Source organism: Phytohabitans maris, assembly GCF_031085175.1.
Classification (GTDB): domain Bacteria; phylum Actinomycetota; class Actinomycetes; order Mycobacteriales; family Micromonosporaceae; genus Phytohabitans; species Phytohabitans maris.
The window spans coordinates 1-22,982 of the sequence record NZ_JAVHUY010000043.1 but is presented as its reverse complement, the minus strand read 5'-3'; the positions used below and the strand labels follow the sequence as shown (position 1 = coordinate 22,982).

Here is a 22,982-nt window from a genome sequence, read left to right as displayed (position 1 = left end):
GCGTTGCGGTCGCGCAGCTCGCTCCCGCAGCCGGCCTGTCGCCCGTCTGCGGGATGGCCGCGATCGACTGCAACGGCCGTATCACCGAGGCCACGGTCATCCCCGTGCTGGGGTGGGCCCGAGGCATGCGCGTGGATACCCGGGTATGTGGCGAGCTCGTGCTCGTCACTGCTGATCCGCACGCGGTGTTCCAGGTAACGCGGCCCGGTCAGCTGCGGCTGCCCGCCACGATTCGGCACTGGTACGGGCTCACCCGCGGCAGCCGGGTACTGCTCGTGGCCGACCCCGCCGCCGGGCGCTTCGCATCCCGGCCACCTGGCCCTGGGCCACCCAAACCACCGCCGCGCTCGACCCGATCGCGGCGATCCCGGCACCCGGCTGACCGGCATCAACCGCTTGACCCAACGACCGGAGAACCCAGGAGACCACGCCCACCGACGCGACAGTCGGCCACCCAACCTGCCCGCCACCGACAACCATCGACCAACAACGATGAGATCAAGCGGGCAAAGCCGCCGCGTCACACGCGCGAACGATCGAGGTTAAGCTCGTGGTGGTAACGCCTGCCGGACGGGCCGTAGCTATGAAATCAACGCTGTCGGCCGGCGGCTTGCGGGCGCCTCGTGCCGCCAGCCATGCCGCCTTCCAGTTCGAGCCAGTGCCGTGGGGCCCCGCTGTGGACTGGGCGGTGGGCCGCCGCCGGGCGTCTGGCCTGATCCGGTGTTACCGGAAAGGCTGCCGAGCCAACCGCTCGAGGTGTGGACCACCGGCAGGGCCGGCGCCGCGCACCTCGACCCAATCGCACGTCGATGTTGACGCTGCGTTTGTGCGGGTCAAGTGGCTTCTCGTTGTGCCCCCGGTGGGATTCGAACCCACACTGTCGGAGGTTTGAGCTCCGTTCCTCTGCCGGTTGGGATACGGGGACGTCGGCCGGGTCGGGCCCTGACCGCGACCAGACTACCCACTACGCTGAGGGCGGCGGCACCCGACCGGTCGGAGTGTCGGGGAGCACGGGTGAGGGGTAGGGGTTCGTGGCCGACACGCAGGCGGGTGCCGAGCGCAGGCGGGTGCTGATCGCCGAGGACGAGGCGCTCATCCGGCTGGACCTGGCCGAGATGCTGGTCGAAGAGGGCTACGACGTGGTCGGCGAGGCCGGCGACGGCGAGACGGCCGTGCGGCTGGCCCTGGACCTCAAGCCCGACCTGGTCATCCTCGACATCAAGATGCCGATCATGGACGGGCTGGCGGCCGCCGAGCGGATCGCGGGGGAGCGGGTGGCGCCGGTCGTCATCCTCACCGCGTTCAGCCAGCGTGACCTGGTCGAGCGGGCCCGCGCCGCCGGCGCGATGGCCTACCTGGTCAAGCCGTTCCAAAAGAGCGACCTGGTGCCGGCGATCGAGATCGCCCTCTCCCGCTACCAGGAGGTCGCCGCCCTGGAGTCCGAGGTGGCCGGGCTGACCGACCGCCTGGAGACCCGCAAGGCCGTGGAGCGGGCCAAAGGGACGCTGATGACCACTTACGGCATGACCGAGCCGCAGGCGTTCAAATGGATCCAGCGCACCGCCATGGACCACCGCATGACTATGCGTGAGGTCGCTGAGCGGATCTTGACGGAGACCCCTGGCGAAGGCTCTGAGCAGCAAAAACAGTAGAGCTTTATGACAGCGTTATCGTCGGACTGAGCACGCTACGTAACGGTTTCGTCAACTGCTCCGCCAAGCCCTTACGGGCTGCCCGCCTGGTGGGATAACGTCCCGGCGCAGACCGAGATAGCGGTCGGGCTCGTCTGTCCCGCAAGAGCCAATCGGCAGTGGGTGGTTCGGGCCATTTGATGGAGGAGGGTTCGAGCCTTGAGGCAGAAGCTCGCGCGGGCGTTCGGTGGCATCGCCATCGCCGCGCTCGTATTCGGTGGCGCCGCGTGTCAGGCCGGTGAGGACGACGGCGGGGACAGCGGTAGCGGTAGCAGCGCCGCGTGTGGCATGAAGATCGGCTTCTTCGGCGCGCTGACCGGTGACGCGGCCGGCTTGGGCATCCACATGCGCAATGGCACCAAGCTCGCCATTGACCAGTACAACAAGGAAAACGCCGACTGCACCGCCGAGCTCGTCGAGTACGACTCGCAGGGCGACCCGGCCAAGGCGCCGGCCCTGGCCACGCAGGCGGTCAGCGACCAGAAGGTGATCGCCATCATCGGCCCGGCTTTCTCCGGTGAGTCCGAGGTGGCCGACCCGATCTTCCAGCAGGGCAACCTGCCGACGATCAGCCCGTCGGCGACCCGCCCGAGCCTGAGCGAAAAGGGCTGGACGGTGTTCCACCGCGGCGTCGGCAACGACACGTCGCAGGGCCCGGCCGCCGGTCGGTACATCAAGAACGTGCTGAAGGCCGAGAAGGTCTACGTCGTCGACGACCAGTCGGCGTACGGCGCGGGTCTGGCCGACGAGGTCAAGAAGGTCATCGGCACCCCGGCCGGTGAGGACAAGGTCGCCGTCAAGCAGACCAACTTCTCCGCGGTCGTCACGAAGATCAAGAACTCCGGCGCCACGGCGCTCTTCTTCGGTGGCTACTACACCGAGGCCGGCCTGCTGCTCAAGCAGCTCAAGGGCGCCGGCTGGCAGGGCACCATGATCGCCGGTGACGGCGTCAACGACGCCAACTTCATCACCGTGGCGGGCCAGCAGGTCGCCGAGGGCACGATCCTGACCTGCCCGTGCGCGCCGGCGACGGAGGCCAAGGGCACGTTCGTGACCGACTACAAGACGGCCTTCGACAACGCCGAGCCGGGCACCTACGCGGACGTGTCGTTCGACATCACCAAGATCGTGCTCGAGGGCCTGAAGGACGGCAAGGCGACCCGCGCCGACATGCTCTCCTGGATCAAGGCCTACAACAAGGCGGGCACGGCCACCGGTGTGACGTACAAGTTCGAGAGCAACGGTGAGCTCGACCCCACCCAGGTCATCGTCTGGGCGTTCAAGGTCCAGGGCGGAAAGGTGGTTCCGGACGTGGAGATCCCGAAGGCCTGACGGCCGTTTCGGGTCACCGAGTCACGTGGGTGCGGCCGGGAGCAGGCGCTCCCGGCCGCACCTGACTATGCATTCGACCTTCCCCCTGGAGCATCTAGTTGGACTTCGACGGCTTGGTGCGGGACTTCCCCGACCTGACCACCACTGGGCTTGAGCAGGGCGCCATCTACGCGCTCGTCGCTCTCGGCTACACGCTGGTGTACGGTGTCCTGCGCCTCATCAACTTCGCGCACTCCGAGGTCTTCATGATCGGCACTGTCGCCGCTCTGGGGACCTGGCAGGCGATGGGTTACAACCAAGACTCTTCGGTCAGCGGGATCGGGCTCATCCTGCTCCTCGTCCTCGCCGGCCTCGCGGCCGCCGTGGTGGCCTCCACGCTGACCGCGGTCGCGGTGGAACGGGTGGCCTACCGGCCGCTGCGCCGCCGCAACGCCCCACCCCTGGCGTTCCTGATCACCGCGATCGGCGCCTCGTTCGTCCTCTTCGAGGCGGTCGGGCTCTTCAGCGACAACATCGGCATCGGCGGCGAGCGCGGACCGTTCGGCATGGTCCGCCCGTTCCAGCCCGCAACGCTGTTCAGCATCGGCGGCTGGGACATCACCAACACCCAGGTGCTGGTCGTGTTCTCCGCCCTCGGCATGCTGGTCGCGCTCGACCTCTTCGTCAACCGCAGCCGCCTCGGCCGGGGTATCCGTGCGGTGGCCCAGGATCCGGACACGGCCGCCCTCATGGGGGTCAACAAAGACCGGGTGATCCTGCTCGTCTTCGTGATCGGCGGCATCATGGCCGGCGCCGCCGCCCTGCTCTGGAACGTCACGTACGCCTTCAGCCGCTTCGACGTCGGCTTCCTGATCGGCCTGAAGGCGTTCTCCGCGGCGGTCCTCGGCGGCATCGGCAACCTGCGCGGCGCGCTCCTCGGTGGCCTGCTGCTCGGCGTGGTGGAAAACTACGCCTCCGGATTGTTCGGCGGCGAGTGGAAGGACTTCACCGGCTTCGTCGTGCTGATCGTGCTGCTGATGTTCCGCCCCACGGGCCTGCTGGGCGAGTCGCTCGGGAGGGCTCGGGCATGAACGCACACGTCGAGAAGGTCAGGTCGCGCGGCAGGTCGATGCGCGCCCGGTGGGACAGCATGCCGCGGCAGGTGCGCTGGATCGCGCTGCTCGCGCTGGTCGTCTTCCTCTACCTGCTGCCCAACCGCTGGTTCTACATCAACCTCTGGTACTTCCGGACGATGGAATCGGACATGGCCACGGTCCTGTTCGAGACCTCGTTCTTCGTACTGCTGGCGGTCGGCCTCAACGTCGTGGTCGGCTTCGCCGGCCTGCTCGACCTCGGATACTTCGGCTTCTTCGCGGTCGGCGCGTACACGGTCGCCCTGCTCACCTCGCCGGAGAGCCGGTTCGACGTCGGCTGGCCGTGGCTGGCGGCGGTGCCCGCGGCGGTCGCGGTCACGATGATCTCCGGCGTCATCCTGGGCGGGCCGACACTGCGACTACGCGGTGACTACCTGGCCATCGTGACGCTCGGCTTCGCCGAGATGATCCGGCTGTACGCGGCGCGCAACGAGGGCATCGCGAACGGCCAGCGGGGCATCCCGGAGATCCCGCACCCGGTGCCGAGCGTGAAGGGCAGCGACGGGCAGGCGCTCTTCGGCGTGGTCGACGCGCGGCCGTACTACTGGCTCACCCTCACGATCATCATCTTCGTGATCCTCGGCGTGCGTAACCTCACCCGCAGCCGGGTCGGCCGGGCCTGGGTGGCGATCCGCGAAGACGAGGACGCGGCGCAGATCATGGGCGTGCCCACGTTCAAGTACAAGCTGTGGGCGTTCGCGATCGGCGCGGCGGTGGGCGGCCTCTCCGGCGCCCTCTTCGCCGGGAAGCAGAGCTTCATCAACTCCGACAGCTTCCAGCTCACCAACTCGATCCTGGTGCTGGCCGCGGTCATCCTCGGCGGCGCGGGCAACATCTACGGCGCGGTCATCGGGGCGTTCATCACCTGGTACCTGCCGGAGTGGGTGCGCGGCATCGGCGGCGTGATCGGCCTCGAGATCAACGTGGCCGAGTACCGGATCCTGATCTTCGGCGCGGTGCTGATCGTCATGATGATCTTCCGGCCGCAAGGCATCCTGCCGAGCAGACGACGAGCGGCGGAGTTCGCCGACCGGCGCCAGGAGGCCGCACCGACGGAGGCGAGCGCATGACCGAGCGCAGCGAGGGAATCATGAAACAGAGTCCGCTTGGAGCCTCATGCCCGCCCGCGGCGAAGCGAGGACGGGCATGAGCGAGGCTGCCCCGGACACGACGGCTCCGGAGACCACCCCGCCGCAGCGGGAGGCGCTGCTCGAGGTCGACCACGTCACACTCCGCTTCGGCGGCGTGGTTGCCCTCAACGACGTCGACTTCACGCTGTACAAGGGGGAGATCCTCGGCCTGATCGGGCCCAACGGTGCCGGCAAGACCACCTGCTTCAACGCGATGACCGGTGTGTACGCGCCGACGCAGGGGGAGATCCGGTTCAAGGGCGAGCGGGTCAGCGGCCGGGCCCGACACAAGATCACTCGGATGGGCATCGCCCGCACGTTCCAGAACATCCGGCTCTTCCCGGAGATGTCCGCCCTGGAGAACGTCATGGTCGGTGCCGACGCGCACCACAAGGCCAGCGTGATCTCGGCGCTCTTCCGGCTGCCGCGGTTTTGGCGCGAGGAGCGGAGCGGGCGCGACCGGGCGCACGACCTGCTCCGCTTCGTGGGGATCGAGCGCCCCGGCGAGCTTGCCCGCAACCTGTCGTACGGCGAGCAGCGGCGGCTGGAGATCGCCCGGGCGCTGGCGACCAGCCCGACGCTGCTCTGCCTCGACGAGCCGGCCGCCGGCTTCAACCCGGCGGAGAAGGACTCGCTGCTCAAGCTCATCCGCAAGATCCGCGACACCGGCGTCACGGTGCTGCTGATCGAGCACGACATGCGGCTGGTCATGGGCGTCACCGACCGGATCGTGGTGCTGGAGTTCGGCAAGAAGATCGCCGAAGGGCTGCCCGCCGAGGTTCGGGACAACCCCGCCGTCATCGCCGCGTACCTGGGAGTGCCGACCGATGCTGCTTGAGATCCAAGACCTGACCCTGCTGTACGGGCGCATCCAGGCCCTGCACGGGATCAGCCTGTACGTCGACGAGGGCGAGGTCGTCGCGCTCATCGGGGCCAACGGCGCCGGCAAGACCACCACCATGCGGGCCATCTCCGGCCTGCGCCCGGTGGCGAGCGGCAAGATCATTTTCGCCGGGCAGGACGTCACGAAGATGCGCGCCGACCTGCGGGTGATCCGGGGCATCGGCCAGGCGCCGGAGGGCCGGGGCGTGTTCCCGGGCATGTCGGTGCAGGAAAACCTGGAGATGGGCGCCTACACCCGCCGCGACGGTGCCGGCATCCGCCAGGACCTCGCGATGGTGTTCGACCTGTTTCCGCGCCTCAAGGAGCGGCAGCGCCAGGCCGGCGGCACGCTCTCCGGCGGCGAGCAGCAGATGCTGGCGGTGGGGCGGGCGATGATGACCCGGCCCAAGCTGCTGCTGCTCGACGAGCCCTCGATGGGGCTGGCGCCGATGCTGATCCAGCAGATCTTCGAGATCATCACGCGGATCAACGAGCAGGGCACAACGGTGCTGCTCGTCGAGCAGAACGCCCAGCAGGCGCTCTCCCGCGCCCACCGCGGCTACGTGCTGGAGACCGGGGCGATCGTGAAGGAGGGCAGCGGACAGGAGCTCCTCCACGACCCGGCGGTCAAGGAGGCGTACCTGGGCGTCGCCTGACGGTTTCTCGGGGCCTGTTCAGAGGGACACGCCGGTGCCCGGCAAGAACCTCTGAACAGGCCCAATTTATTGAGCTACCGCGATGTGCGTCGTGGTCCGGACCGTCGCTCCCGCGGCCTCACCCTCCGCGGTTCACAACCCATCCCGGGTCCGTCCGAGTCCCTGGAGCCGGCGCCCTCGCCGCCTTTGACGCCGGCCCCGAGCTGGCCGCCCCGACGCCCCGGATCCCGCGCGCGGTCCGGTCGACCCGCGGCGATCGTGGTATTTCGGTGCCCGCCCGAGGGCACCTGCGTACCACGATCTCGACTACCCGTTCGGTGTGACCGCGGACCGGCCCTCCCGGGGCGGGTGGTGGCCTGACGCTCCTGAGCGTGCCCGGCTCACGGCCTTGGTCGATTAGCGTGAGTGGCATTGGGTCCAGGGCGTCCCTCGCGCGGCACCACCTCCGCGGTTCGGCCGTTCGCCCCGGGGTTGACGCGGCCGGCCGTGGGCTGCTGCGACGCGGTCCGGTGGCGTTCATCGTCACCGGACGCCGCGCCAGTGGACTTGCCCGTCATCCGGTGGGCGGCAGGCGGCTCCCTCGGCGAGGACGCCTGACCTCCAGGCCGCCGGGCCCCGGAGGCTGCCGGCGCGGACCTGCTCGCCGCCGACTGCTGAGGCGGCGGGGGTTTGTCGAGCGCGCAGGGTCGCGGAGGGTGAGGCCGCGGGAGCGCACCCCAAGAAAACGCTCCGCGTTTCCCCGGGGACCCCGCGCAACGGTCATGACCACGACGGGCGTCGCGGCGGCTCGGATCTTCTGTTTGGGATCGGTTTTTGGAGCGGGGAGCGGTCAGGGCTTGCGGCCCACGCCCGCGAACGACGGGACCATCTCGGTGATGTCGCCGTCGGCGCGCCACTTGGCCGGGTCGACCAGGCCCGGCTCGACCAGCTCCAGCCCGTCGAAGAACGTGGCGATCTGCTCACGGGTGCGCAGCGCCACCGCGTTGGCCCGGGTGTAGCGGTCGGCGACGGCCTGCTCCTCCGGCGACAGCTCGTAGGGGAACGTGGCCACCTGCGAGATCGCGATGTAGCTGCCCGGCACGATCGCGTCGCGCAGCTTGGCCACGATGCCGGCCGGGTCGTCGGAGTCGGGCACGAAGTGCAGCACCGCCACGATCAGCACGGCGACCGGCTGGGTGAAGTCGAGCGCGCCGGTGACCCGCGGGTCCTTCAGGATCGTCTCCGGGTCGCGGATGTCGGCCCGCACGACCGTCACCCGCTCGTCGCCCTCGACGATGGCCAGGCTGTGCGCGACGGCGACCGGGTCGACATCGACGTAGACCACCTTGGCGTCCGGGGCGACGTGGTGTGCGGCCTCGTGCACGTTACCGACGGTGGGGATGCCGGAGCCCAGGTCGAGGAACTGCCGGATGCCGGTGCCGGCGAGGAACTCCACCGCCCGGCGCAGGAAGCCGCGGTTGGCGTGGGCGGCGAGGCGGATCTGCGGGCCGACGGCGAGGACCTGCTCGGCCATCTGCCGGTCGACGGCGAAGTTGTGCAGGCCGCCGAGCATGTAGTCGTAGATCCGAGCGGTGCTCGGCCGCTCCAGGTCGACGCCGGGTGGCGCCCAAGCCGGCCGGTCCATAGCCGCCTCCATATGTCTTCCGGTGCCTCACCTTACGGGGTGGGCGCGCCCGCGCGCGTGCCCGTTCCAGGAGTGTCGGGGGTCCGGACTAGAGTCGCTTTCTGTGACAGAGTCAACGCCGCGCCTGCTCCTGCTCGACGGGCATTCGCTCGCATATCGGGCGTTTTTCGCCCTGCCCGTGGAAAATTTCTCGACGGCCACGGGGCAGCCGACCAACGCGGTCTTCGGCTTCACGTCGATGCTGATCAACATGCTGCGCGACGAGCGGCCCACGCACATCATCGTGTCGTTCGACGTGTCACGGCAGTCGTTCCGGACCGAGAGGTACGCGGAGTACAAGGCCGGCCGGTCGGAGACGCCGGCGCCCTTCCAGGGCCAGGTGAGCCTGGTCAAGGAGGTGCTCGACGCGCTGCGCATCCCGATCGTGGAAAAGCCGGGCTACGAGGCCGACGACGTGATCGCCACGCTGACCAAGCAGGGCCGCGAGGCCGGCATGGAGGTGGTGATCAGCACCGGCGACCGCGACGCGTTCCAGCTGGTCGAGGAGCACGTGACCGTGCTCTACCCGGTGCGCGGCGTCTCCGAGGTCTGGCGGATGGACCCGGCCGCGGTCGAGGCGAAGTACTTCGTGCCTCCCGCGCAGTACCGGGACAAGGCCGCGCTGGTCGGCGAGACCAGTGACAACCTGCCCGGCGTGCCCGGCGTGGGCGACAAGACCGCGGCCAAGTGGATCAAGGAGTACGGCGGGATCGACGGCGTCGTCGCCAACGCCGACAAGATCAAGGGCAAGGCCGGCGACAACCTCCGCGCCCACCTGGCCGATGTGCTGCGCAACTACGAGATCAACCAGCTCGTGTGCGACCTGGAGCTGCCGCTGCGCCCGGAGGACGCGCGCTGGCCCGGCTGGGACCGCGAGGCGGTGCACCAGGTCTTCGACGCGCTGGAGTTCCGGGTGCTGCGCGAGCGGCTGTACCAGTACCTCGACGCCGTCGAGCCGGAGGCCGAGGCCGGGTTCGAGCTCGACGGCTCGGTGCTCGGCGGTGGCGAGGTGGCCGGCTGGCTGGAGTCGTTCGCGCCGGCGGGCGCCGCGCTGGGCGTCGCCGTCGCCGGGCGGTTCGGCCGGGGGACCGGCGAGCTGACCGGCGTCGCGCTGGCCAACGCCGAAGGTGCGGCCGCCTGGTTCGACCCGGCCGAGCTCGACGAGGGCGACGAGGCCGCGGTGGGCGCCTGGCTCGCCGACGCCAAGCGCGCCAAGGTGATCCACGACAGCAAGCCGGCACTGCTCGCGTTCCGGGCGCGGGGCTGGGAGCTGCGCGGCGTCACCCGCGACACCGCGATCGCCGCCTACCTCGCCCGCCCCGACCAGCGTACGTACGACCTGACCGACCTCGCCCTGCGCTACCTGCACCGCGAGCTCAGGGTCGACGCCCCCGACAACGGCCAGCTCACGATCGACGGGCTCGGCGTCGACGGCGAGGCGGTCGAGCAAAACCTGATGCTCCGCGCCCGCGCCACGCTCGACCTCGCCGGCGCGCTTGACGCCGAGCTGTCCGGCGCCGGCCGAGGTGCCGAGTCGCCTTCCGAAGGTCCGCGAGTCGGCACCTCGGTAGAGCATGCCGCGCGGCTGATGGCCGACGTGGAGCTGCCGCTGGTCGAGGTGCTGGCCGAGATGGAGCGCACCGGCATCACCGCCGACACCGACTACCTCTCGGACCTGGAGAGCACCTTCGCCGCCGGGGTGAAGGAGGCGGCACAGGCGGCGTACGCGGTGGTGGGTCGGGAGTTCAACCTCGGCTCGCCCAAGCAGCTGCAGGAGATCCTCTTCGGCGAGCTCGACCTGCCCAAGACCAAGCGGATCAAGAGCGGCTATACGACCGACGCCGACGCGCTGCAGGGCCTGTTCACGCAGACCGGCCACCCGCTGCTGGCCCACCTGCTGCGCCACCGCGACGTGGCCAAGCTCAAGTCCACGGTGGACGGACTGCTCAAGTCGGTCTCCGACGACGGCCGCATCCACACGACGTACTTCCAGACGGTCGCCGCGACCGGCCGCCTCTCCTCCACCGACCCCAACCTGCAAAACATCCCGATCCGCACCGAGGAGGGGCGCCGCATCCGGCGGGCGTTCGTGGTGGGGGCGGGGTTCGAGTGCCTGATGAGCGCCGACTACAGCCAGATCGAGATGCGCATCATGGCCGACCTGTCCAAGGACGAGGCGCTGATCCAGGCGTTCAACTCGGGCGCCGACTTCCACGCCGCCACGGCCTCGTCGGTCTTCCGCCTCCCGATCGAGGAGGTGACCGCCGACCACCGCCGCAAGATCAAGGCGATGAACTACGGCCTGGCGTACGGGCTGTCGGTCTACGGGCTGTCCCAGCAGCTCAACATCCCGACCGACGAGGCCCGCGCGCTCATGGACGAGTACTTCGAGCGCTTCGGCGGGGTCCGTGACTACCTGCAGGCCGTGGTGGCGCAGGCGCGGCAGGACGGCTACACGCAGACCATCCTCGGGCGCCGGCGCTACCTGCCCGACCTGATCAGCGACAACCGGCAGCGCCGCGAGATGGCCGAGCGGATGGCGCTCAACGCCCCGATCCAGGGTTCGGCCGCCGACATCATCAAGGTCGCCATGCTCCACGTCGACCGCGCGATCCGCGCCGAAGGGCTCCGCTCGCGGATGCTGCTCCAGGTCCACGACGAGCTGGTCTTCGAGGTGGCGCCGGGCGAGCGGGAGGCGATGGAGGCGCTGGTCCGCCGCGAGATGGGCAACGCCCACCCGCTGTCGGTGCCGCTGGAGGTCTCGGTCGGCGTCGGCCACGACTGGAACAGCGCCGACCACTGACTCGGCCGCGGGCCGCGCCCGTCACCGAGGCCCGCGGAGGCCGGCCGGCCACGCCGGCCCCACGACGCCACAGGGCCGAGGGGCGGGCTGGCGACGCCCGGCCCCAAGACGCCGCGGGCCCGCGGGGCGGGCTGGCCACGGCGGCCTCAGACGGCCGCGAGGCGGCGGCTAGGCCTCAACCGGCCGCGGGGCCGGCTGGCCACGCCGGCCCCAGACGGACACGAGGCGGCGGCTAGGCCCCAGACGGACACGAGGCGGCGGCTAGGCCCCAGATGGCCACGAGGCGGCGGCTAGGCCGCTGACGTCGCGGCCGGGCGGGAGGCGGTGATCGCGGCCTTCAGGTGGGCTTCCGCCTCGGCGCTGAGCGAGGTCTGCAGCAGCTCGCCGCTGTACTGGCCGCGCATCTGCTCCAGCACCTTGTCCGCGGTCACGCTCCGGACCAGCAGCACCAGCGCCGCACCGCCCTGCGGAAGCTGCTCGCCGAGCCGCCGCATGAAGTCGTCGTCGATGCCGGCGTCCATGGCCTTGCCGGCGAGCGCTCCGGTGCCGGCGCCGATCGCCATGCCGAGCAGCGGCGCGAGGAACAGCAGGCCGATCAGGCCGCCCCACAGCGCTCCGCCGGCCGCGGCGGTGCCGACCGTACCGCTGGTCTGGTGGAGCTTGATCTTGCCGTCCGCGCGGTGCTCAACGATCACCGCGTCGTCGAGCTGGATGAGCATCTGCTTGCGCAGGTCGGCGAGCTTGGCCAGGGCCGCCTCGGCGGTCCGGGTGTCGGGGTAGCCGACGGCGATGAGGTCACTCATGGGATCACCCTTTCGTGAGTATTCCTCCCGCATCCTGATCCCCGAGTCGTCGGTTACGCACCGGTATGCCCATATCAGTGCGGCGGTCATGTTCGCGCTTCGCCCGTATTACCCCGATCTGCGTGCCTATGGTGAGGGGATCTAAAGGAGGAAGCGAGGAAGTCATGGCCACAACAAGCGCGTCCCGCACGTGGGCGGTCGGCGGGCTCGTCTTCGCCGCCACCATGATGATCCTGTTGGGGATCTGGGAGGTCTTCGTCGGCATCGCCGCGATCGTCAACGACCAGTTCTTCGTCGTGGGACCCAACTACACGTACGACATCGACACCACCGCCTGGGGCTGGGTACACCTCGCCCTCGGCGCGCTCGCCGTCGTGGCGGGATTCTTCCTGTTCACCGGCGCCACCTGGGCCCGGGCCGTGGGTATCGCCCTGGCCGCCCTGGTGGCCATCAACAACTTCATCTTCCTGCCGTACTACCCGCTCTGGTCGCTGGCGATGATCGCCTTGGCGGTGTTCGTAATCTGGTCGATGGCGACCGCGCGCACCGACCGGTTGACCGGCGCCGGCGCCGGCGAGCGGGCCGGCTACGCCAGCAACCCGGGCGGCGAACCCCGCCCGGCTCCGGACCGCTGGCCCACCAACCGCCCGCCGGCCGGCCAGCACCGTAGCGACCAGCCCGCACCGGACGGCATGCCGGCGAACGGGGCACAGGCGAACGGCGTCGAGCAGGTCAGCGGCCGCCCGCCGCTGGGCCGCGGCTAGAGACCCCGCCCGTGATCGAAGCTCCCCCCACGTCGCTCTAACGGCATGAGGGGAGCTTTGATCACCCTGACGCCGAACACGGCTGACGGTCAGGAGGCCTTCACACAGCTGAAGATGGCGGTGCCGGGGAAGAGCCGGCCGCGCAGCGGGCTCCACTGGCCCCATAGCTGCTCGTGCCCGGCCGGCCACTCCGGCTCCACCAGGTCGCGCAGCACGAACCCGGCCGCCACCAGCTCCCGGATCCGGTCGCCGAGCGTGCGGTGCTGCTCGACGTACGTGGGCACGCCCGCCGCGTCCCGCTCGACGTAGGGGGAGCGGTCGAAGTACGAGTGGACGGCGAGCAGGCCCCGCTCGCCCGGGTCGTCCAGGAATATCCACCGCATCGGGTGGGTGACCGAGAAGACCCAGCGGCCGCCGGGGCGCAGGACGCGGGCGACCTCGCGCATCAGGGCACCCGAGTCGGCGACGAAGGGGATCGCGCCGAAGGCGGTGCAGGCCACGTCGAACACCCCGTCGCCGAACGGCAGGGCTAGCCCGTCGGCCTGGAGCAACGGCACGCGTACCCCGGATGTCTGCGCGGCGGCCACCGCGTGCCGCAACATGCCGGCGGAGAGGTCGACGGCGACCACGTCGGCGTTCTGGGTGGCGAGCCAGCGGGCGGCGGCCGCGGCGCCGCAGCCCACCTCGAGCACCCGCCGGCCGGCGACCTCGCCGAGCAGGTGGGCGTCGGCCTCGCGGAGGCCCTCCGGGCACCAGACGAAGTCGACCTCGCCGAGGAACGAGCCGTGCTCGGCCTGGTAGCCGTCGGCGTCGCCGTCCCACCACCCGCGGTTGGCGTGGCGGGCCTCGGTCTCGGTCACCGGCTGGCGGGCGACCCGGGCCTCCTCGTCGAGCACGCCGGCAACCCTAGCCGAGGGGGACATTTTCGGCGATTGGCGACACGCGCACATCTGGCCCCGGTAGGGCTTGCACGCTGTGGTAATGCGCACGGTAAGCTAGTCGATGCACTCGCGGATCGTGACCTCGGCAGGGAGCAGGTCCGCGGTCGGCGGACACACTGCGGATCATCAACGATGCTGAGCTGTGCCCGACGGCGGGTCCGTGGGCGCAGCAGTTCCCCGCGACACCATCCGTTCGGAGCAACAGTCCACATGACGAGCAGCATCGAGGCCACCTCGAGCGCCAACAAGGTCACCGTCGACGACCTCGGGTCCGAGGAAGCGTTCCTCGCCGCCATCGACGAGACCATCAAGTACTTCAACGACGGCGACATTGTCGAAGGCACCGTCGTCAAGGTCGATCGGGACGAGGTCCTGCTCGACATCGGCTACAAGACCGAGGGCGTGATCCCCTCGCGCGAGTTGTCGATCAAGCATGACGTGGACCCCGCTGAGGTGGTGTCGGTCGGTGACCACATCGAGGCCCTGGTTCTCCAGAAGGAGGACAAGGAGGGCCGCCTGATCCTCTCGAAGAAGCGGGCGCAGTACGAGCGCGCCTGGGGCACGATCGAGAAGATCAAGGACGAGGACGGTGTCGTGCGTGGCTCCGTCATCGAGGTGGTCAAGGGCGGTCTGATCCTCGACATCGGGCTGCGCGGCTTCCTGCCGGCTTCGCTGGTGGAGATGCGGCGCGTGCGCGACCTGCAGCCGTATGTGGGCCGTGAGCTCGAGGCGAAGATCATCGAGCTGGACAAAAACCGCAACAACGTGGTTCTGTCCCGCCGCGCGTGGCTGGAGCAGACCCAGTCCGAGGTGCGCACCGAGTTCCTCAACAAGCTGCAGAAGGGCCAGGTCCGCAAGGGCGTCGTCTCCTCGATCGTCAACTTCGGCGCGTTCGTCGACCTTGGCGGCGTGGACGGCCTGGTGCACGTCTCCGAGCTGTCCTGGAAGCACATCGACCACCCGTCCGAGGTCGTCGAGGTGGGCCAGGAGGTGGAGGTCGAGGTTCTCGACGTCGACCTCGACCGCGAGCGGGTCTCGCTGTCGCTGAAGGCGACGCAGGAGGACCCGTGGCGGCAGTTCGCCCGCACCCACGCGATCCAGCAGATCGTGCCGGGCAAGGTGACCAAGCTGGTGCCGTTCGGCGCGTTCGTGCGGGTCGACGACGGCATCGAGGGTCTGGTCCACATCTCCGAGCTGGCCGAGCGCCACGTGGAGATCCCGGAGCAGGTGGTGCAGGTGGGCTCCGACGTGATGGTCAAGGTCATCGACATCGACCTCGAGCGGCGCCGGATCTCGCTGTCGCTCAAGCAGGCCAACGAGGGCTTCGTCGAGGGCGAGGAGCACTTCGACCCGACGCAGTACGGCATGGCCGCGACCTACGACGCCGAGGGCAACTACATCTACCCGGAGGGCTTCGACCCGGAGACGGGCGAGTGGCTCGAGGGCTTCGACAAGCAGCGTGAGGAGTGGGAGCGGCAGTACGCCGAGGCCCGCCAGCGCTGGGAGGCCCACACCAAGCAGGTGCAGTCGGCGCGCGCCGCCGACCTCGACGCCGCCGCGGCGCCCGCTTCGTCGGGTGGCGCGAGCGGTGGCGGTGCCGCGCAGGCCTCGGCCGCGCCGGCCCGCCAGGCCGAGGAGCCCTCGGGCACCCTGGCCACGGACGAGGCGCTCGCCGCGCTGCGCGAAAAGCTGGCCGGCGGCAAGTAAGGATCGACCGGAGGACGGGCCCCGTCGCGCTCACCGCGCGGCGGGGCCTGTCTGTGCCCGGAGTCCGGGTCAGCCGCGGACCGCATGCGCAGCGGGAGTGTTTTCTTGGGGGTGCTTTCCCGCAGGCGGCGGCTCGCTTGCGCTCGCCGGGATCCCCGCCTCCGCCGCCCGGTCCGCGCGCCAAGCCCAACGCCTGACCCGCGCTCGGGCGCGCGTGCACCGGCAGGCTCTTGGTAGTGCGGCGTTCGGGCGGCGCGATCTAGAACGTTTATGGCTGATATGGCGCCCTAAACGTTCTAGATCGCGACTCTCAGGCGGTCACGGCCGTCTGCGGCGTGCGATCGGCGCAGTCACGCGGCGGGGTGCCGGCGGGTGGCGGGTGCCGGCGGGCGGTGCGTTGGCTTCAGGGTCTGGGGCCGGCTGATCGTGGACCGCGGAGGGTGCGGCCGCGGAAACGGTCCGCACCACGACGGGCGTCGCGGTTGGTCGTATCTTCCGCATTTGGGGGTTTCGCGGGCCGGCATCGGGGCCGGCACTTAGGCGGCGCCGGGCCGGCATCGGGGCGGGATGGAAGACTGGGGCGGTGCTGCTGATCGGGCTGACCGGGGGGATCGGGGCGGGCAAGAGCGCCGTCGCCACCCGCCTCGCCGCGCGGGGTGCGACCGTCATCGACTCGGACCGGCTGGCGCGGGAGGTCGTGGCGCCGGGCACCGAGGGGTTGGCCGAGGTGGTCGCGGCGTTCGGCGACGGGGTGCTGGGGGCGGACGGGGCGCTGGACCGGCCGGCGCTCGGTGCCCGGGTCTTCGGCGACGACGCGGCCCGGCGGCGGCTGGAGGGGATCATCCACCCCCGGGTGCGCGGGCGCACGGCCGAGCTCGTCGCCGCGGCGGCACCCGACGCGATCGTCGTCAACGACGTGCCGCTGCTGGTCGAGGTGGGGCTCGCGGCCACGTTCCACCTGGTGATCGTGGTCGACGCGGCCGAGCCGACCCGCGTGGAGCGGCTGGTGCGCGACCGGGGGATGACGCCCGAGCAGGCGTACGCCCGGATCCACGCGCAGGCCGGCGACGCCGAGCGGCGGGCCGCCGCCGACTCGCTGCTGCGCAACGACTCGGACCTGGCCGACCTGCACACCCGGGTGGACGCGCTGTGGCACGAGCGGCTGGTGCCGTACGAGGAGAACGTGCGCCACCAGCGGGTCTCCTGCCCCGAGGCGTCGACCTCGCCGGAGGACTACCCGCGGATCGCCGCCCGCGTCCGCCATGTGCTCGGCACCGACGATGTGTCGCTCGACGGCGGCGTGGTGCGGGTGGTCAGCGACCGCGCGGAGGCGCTCGGGGCGGCCGGCTTCCCGCCGCTGCCCGAGGGACGCGGTTACGGCAGCGCCGACCCCGGCCGCCCGGCCCGCATCGCCGTCACCGGCCCGGATCGCACCGCGGCCGGCTGAGCGCTAGAACGACTTGGGAGGAACAGCCCGTCACCCCGGCTCCGAAGCTCTCTACACGCTGGGCCGGGTCAGCGTCGGCACCTCGCCGGGCGTGATGTCGAGCTGGGCGAACGCGCCGGTCCGTGTCCGCAGCTCCAGCCGCCGCAGCACGCCGGTGCGGTCCATCCAGTAGCGGATCCGGGCCGCCCCGCGCGCGCCGCCGACGTCGGCGCCCTTCTGGATCTCGTACACGTTGACCGGCCCGCCGGCGAGCGTGTCCCGGCGCAGCCAGAGCGCCGCCTCGCGGAGCGCCGCCGGGTCGTCCTCGCCGGTGCCGCTGACCGCGAGCGCCTCGTTGAGCAGCAGGTCGAGGTCGAGCCCGCCGAGCTCGTCACCCCGCGCCGACCACGGGATCGTCTGCCACCCGCCGGCCGGCGGCGGGAGCGGCGGCGGCTTTCCGGCGGTGAATCCGTCGCTGCGTACGGTGACCCCGGTGCGGTTGGCGCGCATGAGGATCCGCTCGTCCTTCTTGTCCATGTCGTACGCGCCGATGTACGCCACCGTGTAGCGCCAGTCCAGCCACCCGTTCGCGAGCAGCATGCCGGCGGGCAGCATCGGCACGGTGAGCGTGATCCGGCCGCCGCCGGCCGCGCGGTTGCGCTGCCGCATGAGCGCGAGCGCCTCGGCCTCGTCCTCGGTCACCTGGCGGGGCTTGGTGGCGCGCCCGCCGAGCGCGTCGATCGCCACGAGCTCCGGCCGCTCCTCGCGGCTGAGGTCGACCTTGACCGGCAGGTCCTTGGTCAGCAACGCCTCGAACCGGTGCAGCCGCCCGTCGCCGTCCAGCCAGTACCGCACGGCGCCGCCCATCGCCGCGAGGGAGTTGGGCGCGGGCGTGGGCGAGGCGGGTCCCGCCGCGGCCGGCGTGGGGGAGGCGGCCGGTTTGGGCTGCGTGGGGACGGCCGGGCCGAGCAGCACGTCCACGGTCCGATCGGCGATGCGGTCGGTGCCGAGCCAGCGCGACTCGCTCCGCGCCAGCAGCTCGGCCTGGTCGGGCCGGTCGCTGGCGATCGCGAAGAGCAGCGCCACGAACGAGTCGATCGGCGCCGGGTGCGGGGTGGTCGCGGTGGAGGGCCGTACCCGCCAGGATTTCGCCGGCGGCGTCGCCGGCGGAAGGCCGCCGTCCGCGCGGCCCGGCCTGGTCGCGATGATCCCGGGTACGGCCTGGAGCAGCCCGTCGTCCGGACCCGGCGCGGGTGCCGTGGCCGCCAGGTAGGTGAGCGGCCGCCGCCAGTCGATCCAGCCCGCCAGCCTGATCTCGGTGCCCGGCTTGCCGAGCGTGGCCCGCACGCCGACCCGACCGTCCTGGAAGTTGCGGGCGCGCATGCCGGCCAGCCGCTGCGCCTCGCCCGCGTTGAGCGGGCGCGCCTCCACCGGTTTGTCCACGGGAGTGCAGGAGACGAGACCGCTGGTCAGCCCCGCGGCCGCGCCCGCGGCGACGCAGACCAGGGCGACGAGCGCGACGATCCGCCGCCGTTCGAAGGTTGCCCTCACGCGAGGTTGAACGCGCTGCCGTCGGATGGGTGACGTCCGCGGCCGATGCGCCGCCGGAAAGAATGGGGCGCTCGCGGCGGCCGGTCAGCGCGTCCTGCGCGACCGCGTCGGGTGCGCTCACCGGCGAGCTGCCGGGGCTGCGACCCTGCGCCGGGGTCTGACCGGCCGGTGTGGAGGCCCGATCGTGCTCCCGGTCGGCCGCCGCGAGCGGCCTACCTCTAAGAGGGTAGTGCGGTGATCTTTCCCACACAACGCCAATATCGAAGTTGATCGTATGTGCCAACAGCGCCGCGGCGGCTTGTCACACCTGGGGCGTACGGTTTAGCGCATGGGTCTCGACATCCCGCGACTCGACGGTCGCTTCCAGGTCGTCAGCGACTACAAGCCCTCCGGCGACCAGCCGGCAGCCATCGACGACCTTGAGCGTCGGGTGCGCCGCGGCGACCGCCACACGGTGCTCATGGGCGCCACCGGCACGGGCAAGAGCGCGACCACCGCCTGGCTGGTCGAGCGGATGCAGCGCCCCACGCTGGTCCTCGCGCACAACAAGACGTTGTGTGCGCAGCTCGCCAAGGAGTTTCGGGAGCTGATGCCCCACAACGCCGTGGAGTATTTCGTCTCGTACTACGACTACTACCAGCCCGAGGCATACATCCCGCAGACGGACACATACATCGAAAAGGACTCCTCGGTCAACGAGGAGGTCGAACGGCTGCGCCACTCGGCGACGATGTCCCTGCTCACCCGCCGCGACGTGATCGTGGTGGCGACCGTCTCGGCGATCTACGGCCTGGGCACCCCGTCGGAATACCTGGACCGGTCCGTGCGGGTCCGGGTCGGCGAGGAGATCGACCGCGACAAGCTGCTGCGCCGCCTCGTCGAGATCCAGTACACGCGCAACGACATGTCGTTCAGCCGCGGCACGTTCCGGGTCCGCGGCGACACGCTCGAGATCATCCCGGCGTACGAGGAGCTGGCCGTCCGGATCGAGCTCTTCGGCGACGAGGTGGAAAAGCTCTACTACCTGCACCCGCTCACCGGTGACGTGGTCAAGGAGGTCGACCAGCTGCTCATCTTCCCGGCCACCCACTACGCGGCCGGGCCGGAGCGGATGGAGCGGGCGCTGCGCGGCATCGAGGCCGAGCTCGCCGAGCGGCTGGCCGAGTTGGAGGGGCAGGGCAAGCTTCTCGAAGCGCAGCGGCTGCGCATGCGCACCACGTACGACGTGGAGATGATGCGCCAGGTCGGCTTCTGCAACGGCATCGAAAACTACTCGATGCACATCGACGGCCGGACGTACGGCGACCCGCCGCACTGCCTCCTCGACTACTTCCCCGACGACTTCATGACGGTCATCGACGAGTCGCACCAGACGATCCCGCAGATCGGCGCCATGTACGAGGGCGACGCCTCGCGCAAGCGGCTGCTGATCGAGCACGGCTTCCGGCTGCCGAGCGCGGCCGACAACCGGCCGCTGCGGTTCGACGAGTTCCTGGAGCGGGTGGGGCAGATGGTGTTCCTCTCCGCGACGCCGGGACCGTGGGAGCTGCAGCACTCCGGCGGCGAGTTCGTGGAGCAGGTGATCCGCCCGACCGGCCTGGTCGACCCCGAGGTGGTCGTCAAGCCCACCAAGGGCCAGATCGACGACCTCATGCACGAGATCCAGCTGCGCACCGAGCGCGACGAGCGGGTGCTGGTCACCACGCTGACCAAGAAGATGGCCGAAGACCTCACCGACTACCTGCTGGAGCACGGCATCCGGGTGCGCTACCTGCACTCCGAAGTGGACACTCTGCGCCGGGTCGAGCTGTTGCGCGAGCTGCGCAAGGGCGACTACGACGTGCTGGTCGGCATCAACCTGCTGCGCGAGGGGCTCGACCTGCCCGAGGTGTCGCTGGTCGCGATCCTCGACGCCGACAAGGAGGGCTTCCTGCGCAGCGGCACGTCGCTGATCCAGACGATCGGCCGCGCCGCGCGAAACGTCTCCGGCCAGGTCCACATGTACGCCGACAAGGTCACGCCCTCGATGGCCACCGCGATCGACGAGACCAGCCGGCGGCGGGCCAAGCAGATCGCGTACAACGAGGCCAACGGCATCTCGCCCGAGCCGCTCCGCAAGAAGATCCACGACATCCTCGACGACATCTACCGCGAGGCCGACGACACCGAGGGCGCGCTCGGCGGCCACGGCCCGGGCGGCCACGTGATCGGCGGCTCGGGGCGGCAGATGACGCGGGGCAAGGCACCGGTGCCGCAGACCCGTTCGCGGGGCAAGGCCGCCACCCCGTCCCGCGAGGGGATGGCCCGCGCCGACCTGGCCCAGCTCATCCAGGATCTCAACGACCAGATGCTGGCCGCCGCGCGCGAGCTGCAGTTCGAGCTGGCCGCCCGGATCCGCGACGAGGTCCACGAGCTGAAGCGGGAGCTGCGCGGGATGGACGCCGCCGGGGTCAAGTAGCCGATCCGGTTCAAGAGACATTGAGCTACCGCGATGTCCGCGGTGGTCCAGACCGTTGCTCCCGCGGCCTCGCCCTCCGCGGTGGTCCGGAACCGTTGCGCGGGGCCCCCGGGGAAACGTGGAGCGCAGCGGAGCGTTTTCTTGGGGTGCGTTTCCGCGGCCTCGCCCTCCGCGGTTTCACAACCCCTGCCGCCAGGTCCGTGGTGCGCCGCAGTGAGCTTTCGGGATCCTCCGCGCCGGCTGTCGGTGCACGTTACCCATGGCGTGCCTCGCCGGTGGCGTCCTTCCCCAAGCCCGACCGCCCCGTTCCATGATCGGCACCCAGAGATCGGCCCAAGGCGCAGATCGTGGTACTTGGCTGCCCCCACAGGGGCAGCGGGATACCACGATCTGCCGGCGTCGACGTCGATCAAGGACGGTTCGCCGACACCGCCCGCCCAGGTCCGTGGCCTGCCCGACGCCTTCGCCCTCCGCGCCGGCGGCGCGGTGGAGGCCTACCTCTTCCGTGTCACCCGCCAGCGTTGGTGGCCCACTCGGGCCCGGCGGCGCTTGCTCCGTCGTTCCCGGCCATCCACCCCGGCGCGGGCGGTGGGCCGATCCCGGGCCGAACGGCTGTGCTGGTCCGCGCATAGCGCGGAAAACGTGGGCGCGCACCGGGCTCGATGCGCCGTAGGGTCGTGGGGTGCGTGACGCGGAGTTGACCTGGGGACCGCTCGACGGTGACCGGGAGGCGGTGGCCGCGTTGGCCGGGCGGTGCCACGCGGCGGACGGCGGGATGCCGGAGGTCACGATCAGCCGGTTCGCGGCCGACGGCGTGCTCACGACCGGCGCCCGCACGGCGACGGGCCTGCTGGTCGCGGCGGGCGCCATCCGCCCGCTGCGGCCGGGTGCGGCGTTCATCGGCCTGGTCGATCCGGATTACCGCGGCGCCGGCATCGGCGGGGCGCTGCTCGACTGGGGCTTGGCGGCTGCCGCCGCCGACGGCGGCGTGCTTGCCTCCGGCGGTGCTTCGGCTTCCGGGGGCCTGCTGGCGTCCGGCGTGGGCGATGGCGGTGTGCCGGCTTCCGGCGGTGCTTCGGCTTCCGGTGGCGCGCTGGCTTCCGGTGCGGGCGGTGCGCTGGCTTCTGGTGAGGTGGCAGCTTCTGGCGGTGTGCCGGCCTCCGGGGGCCTGTTGGCTTCGGGCGTGGCTGGCGGTGGCGGTGTGCCGGCTTCGGGCGTGGCTGGCGGTGGCGGTGTGCCGGCTTCGGGCGTGGCTGGCGGTGGCGGTGTGCCGGCTTCGGGCGTGGCTGGCGGTGGCGGTGTGCCGGCTGGCGGCGGCGGTGGCGGGGTGATGGTCGAGACCGAGGCGTTGACCGAGGCGGCCGGGCGGCTTTTCGCCAGTCGGGGGTTGCGGCAGGTCTTCGCCGAAGACGTGATGCGCTTCGACCTCGCCGCGGCCGAACCGCCGGCCGTCCCGCTCCCGCCCGGCCTGGTCCTGCACGAGTGGACGCCCGACCTCGCCGCCCGCTTCTTCGCCGCCTACGAGGCCGCCTTCCGCGAGCGGCCCGGCTTCCCCAGCTGGCCGGCCGAACGGTGGGTGGCGTGGACGGCCGGCGACGAGGAGTTCCGTCCACAGTGGTCGTTGCTGGCGGCCGGCCCGGACGGCGAGGGCGACGCCGGCTTCGTCACCTGCGCGGAGGGCTGGATCGTCCAGGTCGGCGTGGCGCCGTCGTGGCGCGGCCGGGGCGTCGGCGGCGCGCTGGTGGCCGAGGCGCTGCGGCGGATGCGGGCCGAGGGCGCCGACCATGCGCTCCTCGATGTCAACGTGGACAACCCGGCCGCCCACCTCTACGCGCGGCTCGGCTTCACCCGGGTGGGCCGCCGCGCGAAGTTTCAACGCTGAGCGCCCGCGCCGCCCGCGTCAGCGCCGCGCCCGCCCGCCTCAGCGCCCGCACCGGCCGTCTCACCGGCCGGTGCGGGCCCGCCCGCCGCCCGCCCGCCGCGAGCGCCCGCGCCGTCCGCGTCAGCACCGGCTGCCCCGTACCGGCCCGGCCGCCGCCCGT

The 22,982-nt window shown here is 71.1% G+C and carries 16 protein-coding genes and 1 tRNA gene; 12 read left to right on the top strand and 5 right to left on the bottom strand.

The genetic code is table 11. From position 1 onward, the window contains the following. Nucleotides 1–851: 851 nt before the first annotated feature. A tRNA-Leu gene (locus RB614_RS33880) sits at nucleotides 852–925 on the bottom strand. 106 nt (nucleotides 926–1,031) lie between these two features. Here RB614_RS33880 and RB614_RS33875 point away from each other — a divergent pair. The 6 genes from RB614_RS33875 to RB614_RS33850 all read left to right on the top strand — a co-directional run bounded on the left by RB614_RS33875 (nucleotide 1,032) and on the right by RB614_RS33850 (nucleotide 6,824). Continuing rightward, the gene (locus RB614_RS33875; protein ID WP_308716782.1) at nucleotides 1,032–1,652 is read left to right on the top strand and encodes an ANTAR domain-containing response regulator; all 621 of its coding nucleotides are present in this window, start codon (nucleotides 1,032–1,034) and stop codon (nucleotides 1,650–1,652) included. A gap of 198 nt (nucleotides 1,653–1,850) precedes the next feature. Continuing rightward, a complete protein-coding gene (locus RB614_RS33870) occupies nucleotides 1,851–3,023 on the top strand; it encodes a branched-chain amino acid ABC transporter substrate-binding protein (RefSeq protein WP_308716781.1) in 1,173 nt (390 codons plus the stop codon). A 98-nt stretch (nucleotides 3,024–3,121) separates the two neighbouring features. Beyond that, complete coding sequence (locus RB614_RS33865) at nucleotides 3,122–4,093, top strand: branched-chain amino acid ABC transporter permease (protein WP_308716780.1); 972 nt, start codon at nucleotides 3,122–3,124, stop codon at nucleotides 4,091–4,093. A gap of 38 nt (nucleotides 4,094–4,131) precedes the next feature. Further along, on the top strand, nucleotides 4,132–5,226 hold the full coding sequence (locus RB614_RS33860) for a branched-chain amino acid ABC transporter permease (protein WP_308716830.1): 1,095 nt from the start codon (nucleotides 4,132–4,134) through the stop codon (nucleotides 5,224–5,226). 76 nt (nucleotides 5,227–5,302) lie between these two features. Next, a complete protein-coding gene (locus tag RB614_RS33855) occupies nucleotides 5,303–6,124 on the top strand; it encodes an ABC transporter ATP-binding protein (protein ID WP_308716779.1) in 822 nt (273 codons plus the stop codon). Next, on the top strand, nucleotides 6,114–6,824 hold the full coding sequence (locus tag RB614_RS33850) for an ABC transporter ATP-binding protein (RefSeq protein WP_308716778.1): 711 nt from the start codon (nucleotides 6,114–6,116) through the stop codon (nucleotides 6,822–6,824). Before RB614_RS33855 ends, RB614_RS33850 begins: the two co-directional genes overlap by 11 nt. 829 nt (nucleotides 6,825–7,653) lie before the next feature. Here the strand turns inward: RB614_RS33850 and RB614_RS33845 are convergent. Continuing rightward, entirely contained in the window at nucleotides 7,654–8,448 is a 795-nt protein-coding gene (locus RB614_RS33845; RefSeq protein WP_308716777.1) for an SAM-dependent methyltransferase, read from the bottom strand. A gap of 103 nt (nucleotides 8,449–8,551) precedes the next feature. On the opposite strand from RB614_RS33845, the gene polA reads away from it, so the two are divergent. Then, nucleotides 8,552–11,290, top strand: coding sequence for a DNA polymerase I (polA, locus tag RB614_RS33840; protein ID WP_308716776.1), 2,739 nt, complete (start codon nucleotides 8,552–8,554; stop codon nucleotides 11,288–11,290). A gap of 290 nt (nucleotides 11,291–11,580) precedes the next feature. Here the strand turns inward: polA and RB614_RS33835 are convergent, their stop codons facing one another. Continuing rightward, entirely contained in the window at nucleotides 11,581–12,093 is a 513-nt protein-coding gene (locus RB614_RS33835) for a DUF1269 domain-containing protein (RefSeq protein ID WP_308716775.1), read from the bottom strand. A 164-nt stretch (nucleotides 12,094–12,257) separates the two neighbouring features. On the opposite strand from RB614_RS33835, the gene RB614_RS33830 reads away from it, so the two are divergent. After that, complete coding sequence (locus RB614_RS33830) at nucleotides 12,258–12,857, top strand: DUF7144 family membrane protein (protein WP_308716774.1); 600 nt, start codon at nucleotides 12,258–12,260, stop codon at nucleotides 12,855–12,857. An 89-nt stretch (nucleotides 12,858–12,946) separates the two neighbouring features. Here RB614_RS33830 and RB614_RS33825 read toward each other — a convergent pair whose 3' ends face one another. After that, nucleotides 12,947–13,753 (bottom strand): class I SAM-dependent methyltransferase, encoded by an 807-nt coding sequence (locus RB614_RS33825; RefSeq protein WP_308716773.1) that lies wholly within the window; start codon nucleotides 13,751–13,753, stop codon nucleotides 12,947–12,949. A 177-nt stretch (nucleotides 13,754–13,930) separates the two neighbouring features. Here RB614_RS33825 and rpsA point away from each other — a divergent pair, with 177 nt between their 5' ends. Both rpsA and coaE read left to right on the top strand, forming a co-directional pair. Beyond that, a complete protein-coding gene (gene rpsA / locus RB614_RS33820) occupies nucleotides 13,931–15,505 on the top strand; it encodes a 30S ribosomal protein S1 (RefSeq protein WP_428983157.1) in 1,575 nt (524 codons plus the stop codon). A gap of 583 nt (nucleotides 15,506–16,088) precedes the next feature. After that, nucleotides 16,089–16,952, top strand: coding sequence for a dephospho-CoA kinase (coaE, locus tag RB614_RS33815; protein WP_428983156.1), 864 nt, complete (start codon nucleotides 16,089–16,091; stop codon nucleotides 16,950–16,952). 51 nt (nucleotides 16,953–17,003) lie between these two features. Here coaE and RB614_RS33810 read toward each other — a convergent pair whose 3' ends face one another. After that, complete coding sequence (locus RB614_RS33810; RefSeq protein ID WP_308716771.1) at nucleotides 17,004–18,482, bottom strand: hypothetical protein; 1,479 nt, start codon at nucleotides 18,480–18,482, stop codon at nucleotides 17,004–17,006. 328 nt (nucleotides 18,483–18,810) lie between these two features. Between RB614_RS33810 and uvrB the strand changes: the two genes are divergently transcribed. Beyond that, complete coding sequence (uvrB, locus tag RB614_RS33805) at nucleotides 18,811–20,940, top strand: excinuclease ABC subunit UvrB (RefSeq protein WP_308716770.1); 2,130 nt, start codon at nucleotides 18,811–18,813, stop codon at nucleotides 20,938–20,940. A gap of 682 nt (nucleotides 20,941–21,622) precedes the next feature. Continuing rightward, nucleotides 21,623–22,822, top strand: a complete 1,200-nt coding sequence (locus RB614_RS33800; protein WP_308716769.1) for a GNAT family N-acetyltransferase — start codon at nucleotides 21,623–21,625, stop codon at nucleotides 22,820–22,822. Nucleotides 22,823–22,982 lie beyond the last annotated feature (160 nt).

Excerpts from the sequence above, each read along its gene's own strand:
- RB614_RS33860 (WP_308716830.1), top strand. The coding sequence starts at position 4,132 with ATGCGCGCCCGGTGGGACAGCATGCCGCGGCAGGTGCGCTGGATCGCG.
- RB614_RS33855 (WP_308716779.1), top strand. The coding sequence starts at position 5,303 with ATGAGCGAGGCTGCCCCGGACACGACGGCTCCGGAGACCACCCCGCCG.
- RB614_RS33850 (WP_308716778.1), top strand. The coding sequence starts at position 6,114 with ATGCTGCTTGAGATCCAAGACCTGACCCTGCTGTACGGGCGCATCCAG.
- RB614_RS33845 (WP_308716777.1), bottom strand. The coding sequence starts at position 8,448 with ATGGACCGGCCGGCTTGGGCGCCACCCGGCGTCGACCTGGAGCGGCCG.
- RB614_RS33835 (WP_308716775.1), bottom strand. The coding sequence starts at position 12,093 with ATGAGTGACCTCATCGCCGTCGGCTACCCCGACACCCGGACCGCCGAG.
- RB614_RS33830 (WP_308716774.1), top strand. The coding sequence starts at position 12,258 with ATGGCCACAACAAGCGCGTCCCGCACGTGGGCGGTCGGCGGGCTCGTC.
- rpsA (WP_428983157.1), top strand. The coding sequence starts at position 13,931 with ATGCTGAGCTGTGCCCGACGGCGGGTCCGTGGGCGCAGCAGTTCCCCG.
- uvrB (WP_308716770.1), top strand. The coding sequence starts at position 18,811 with ATGGGTCTCGACATCCCGCGACTCGACGGTCGCTTCCAGGTCGTCAGC.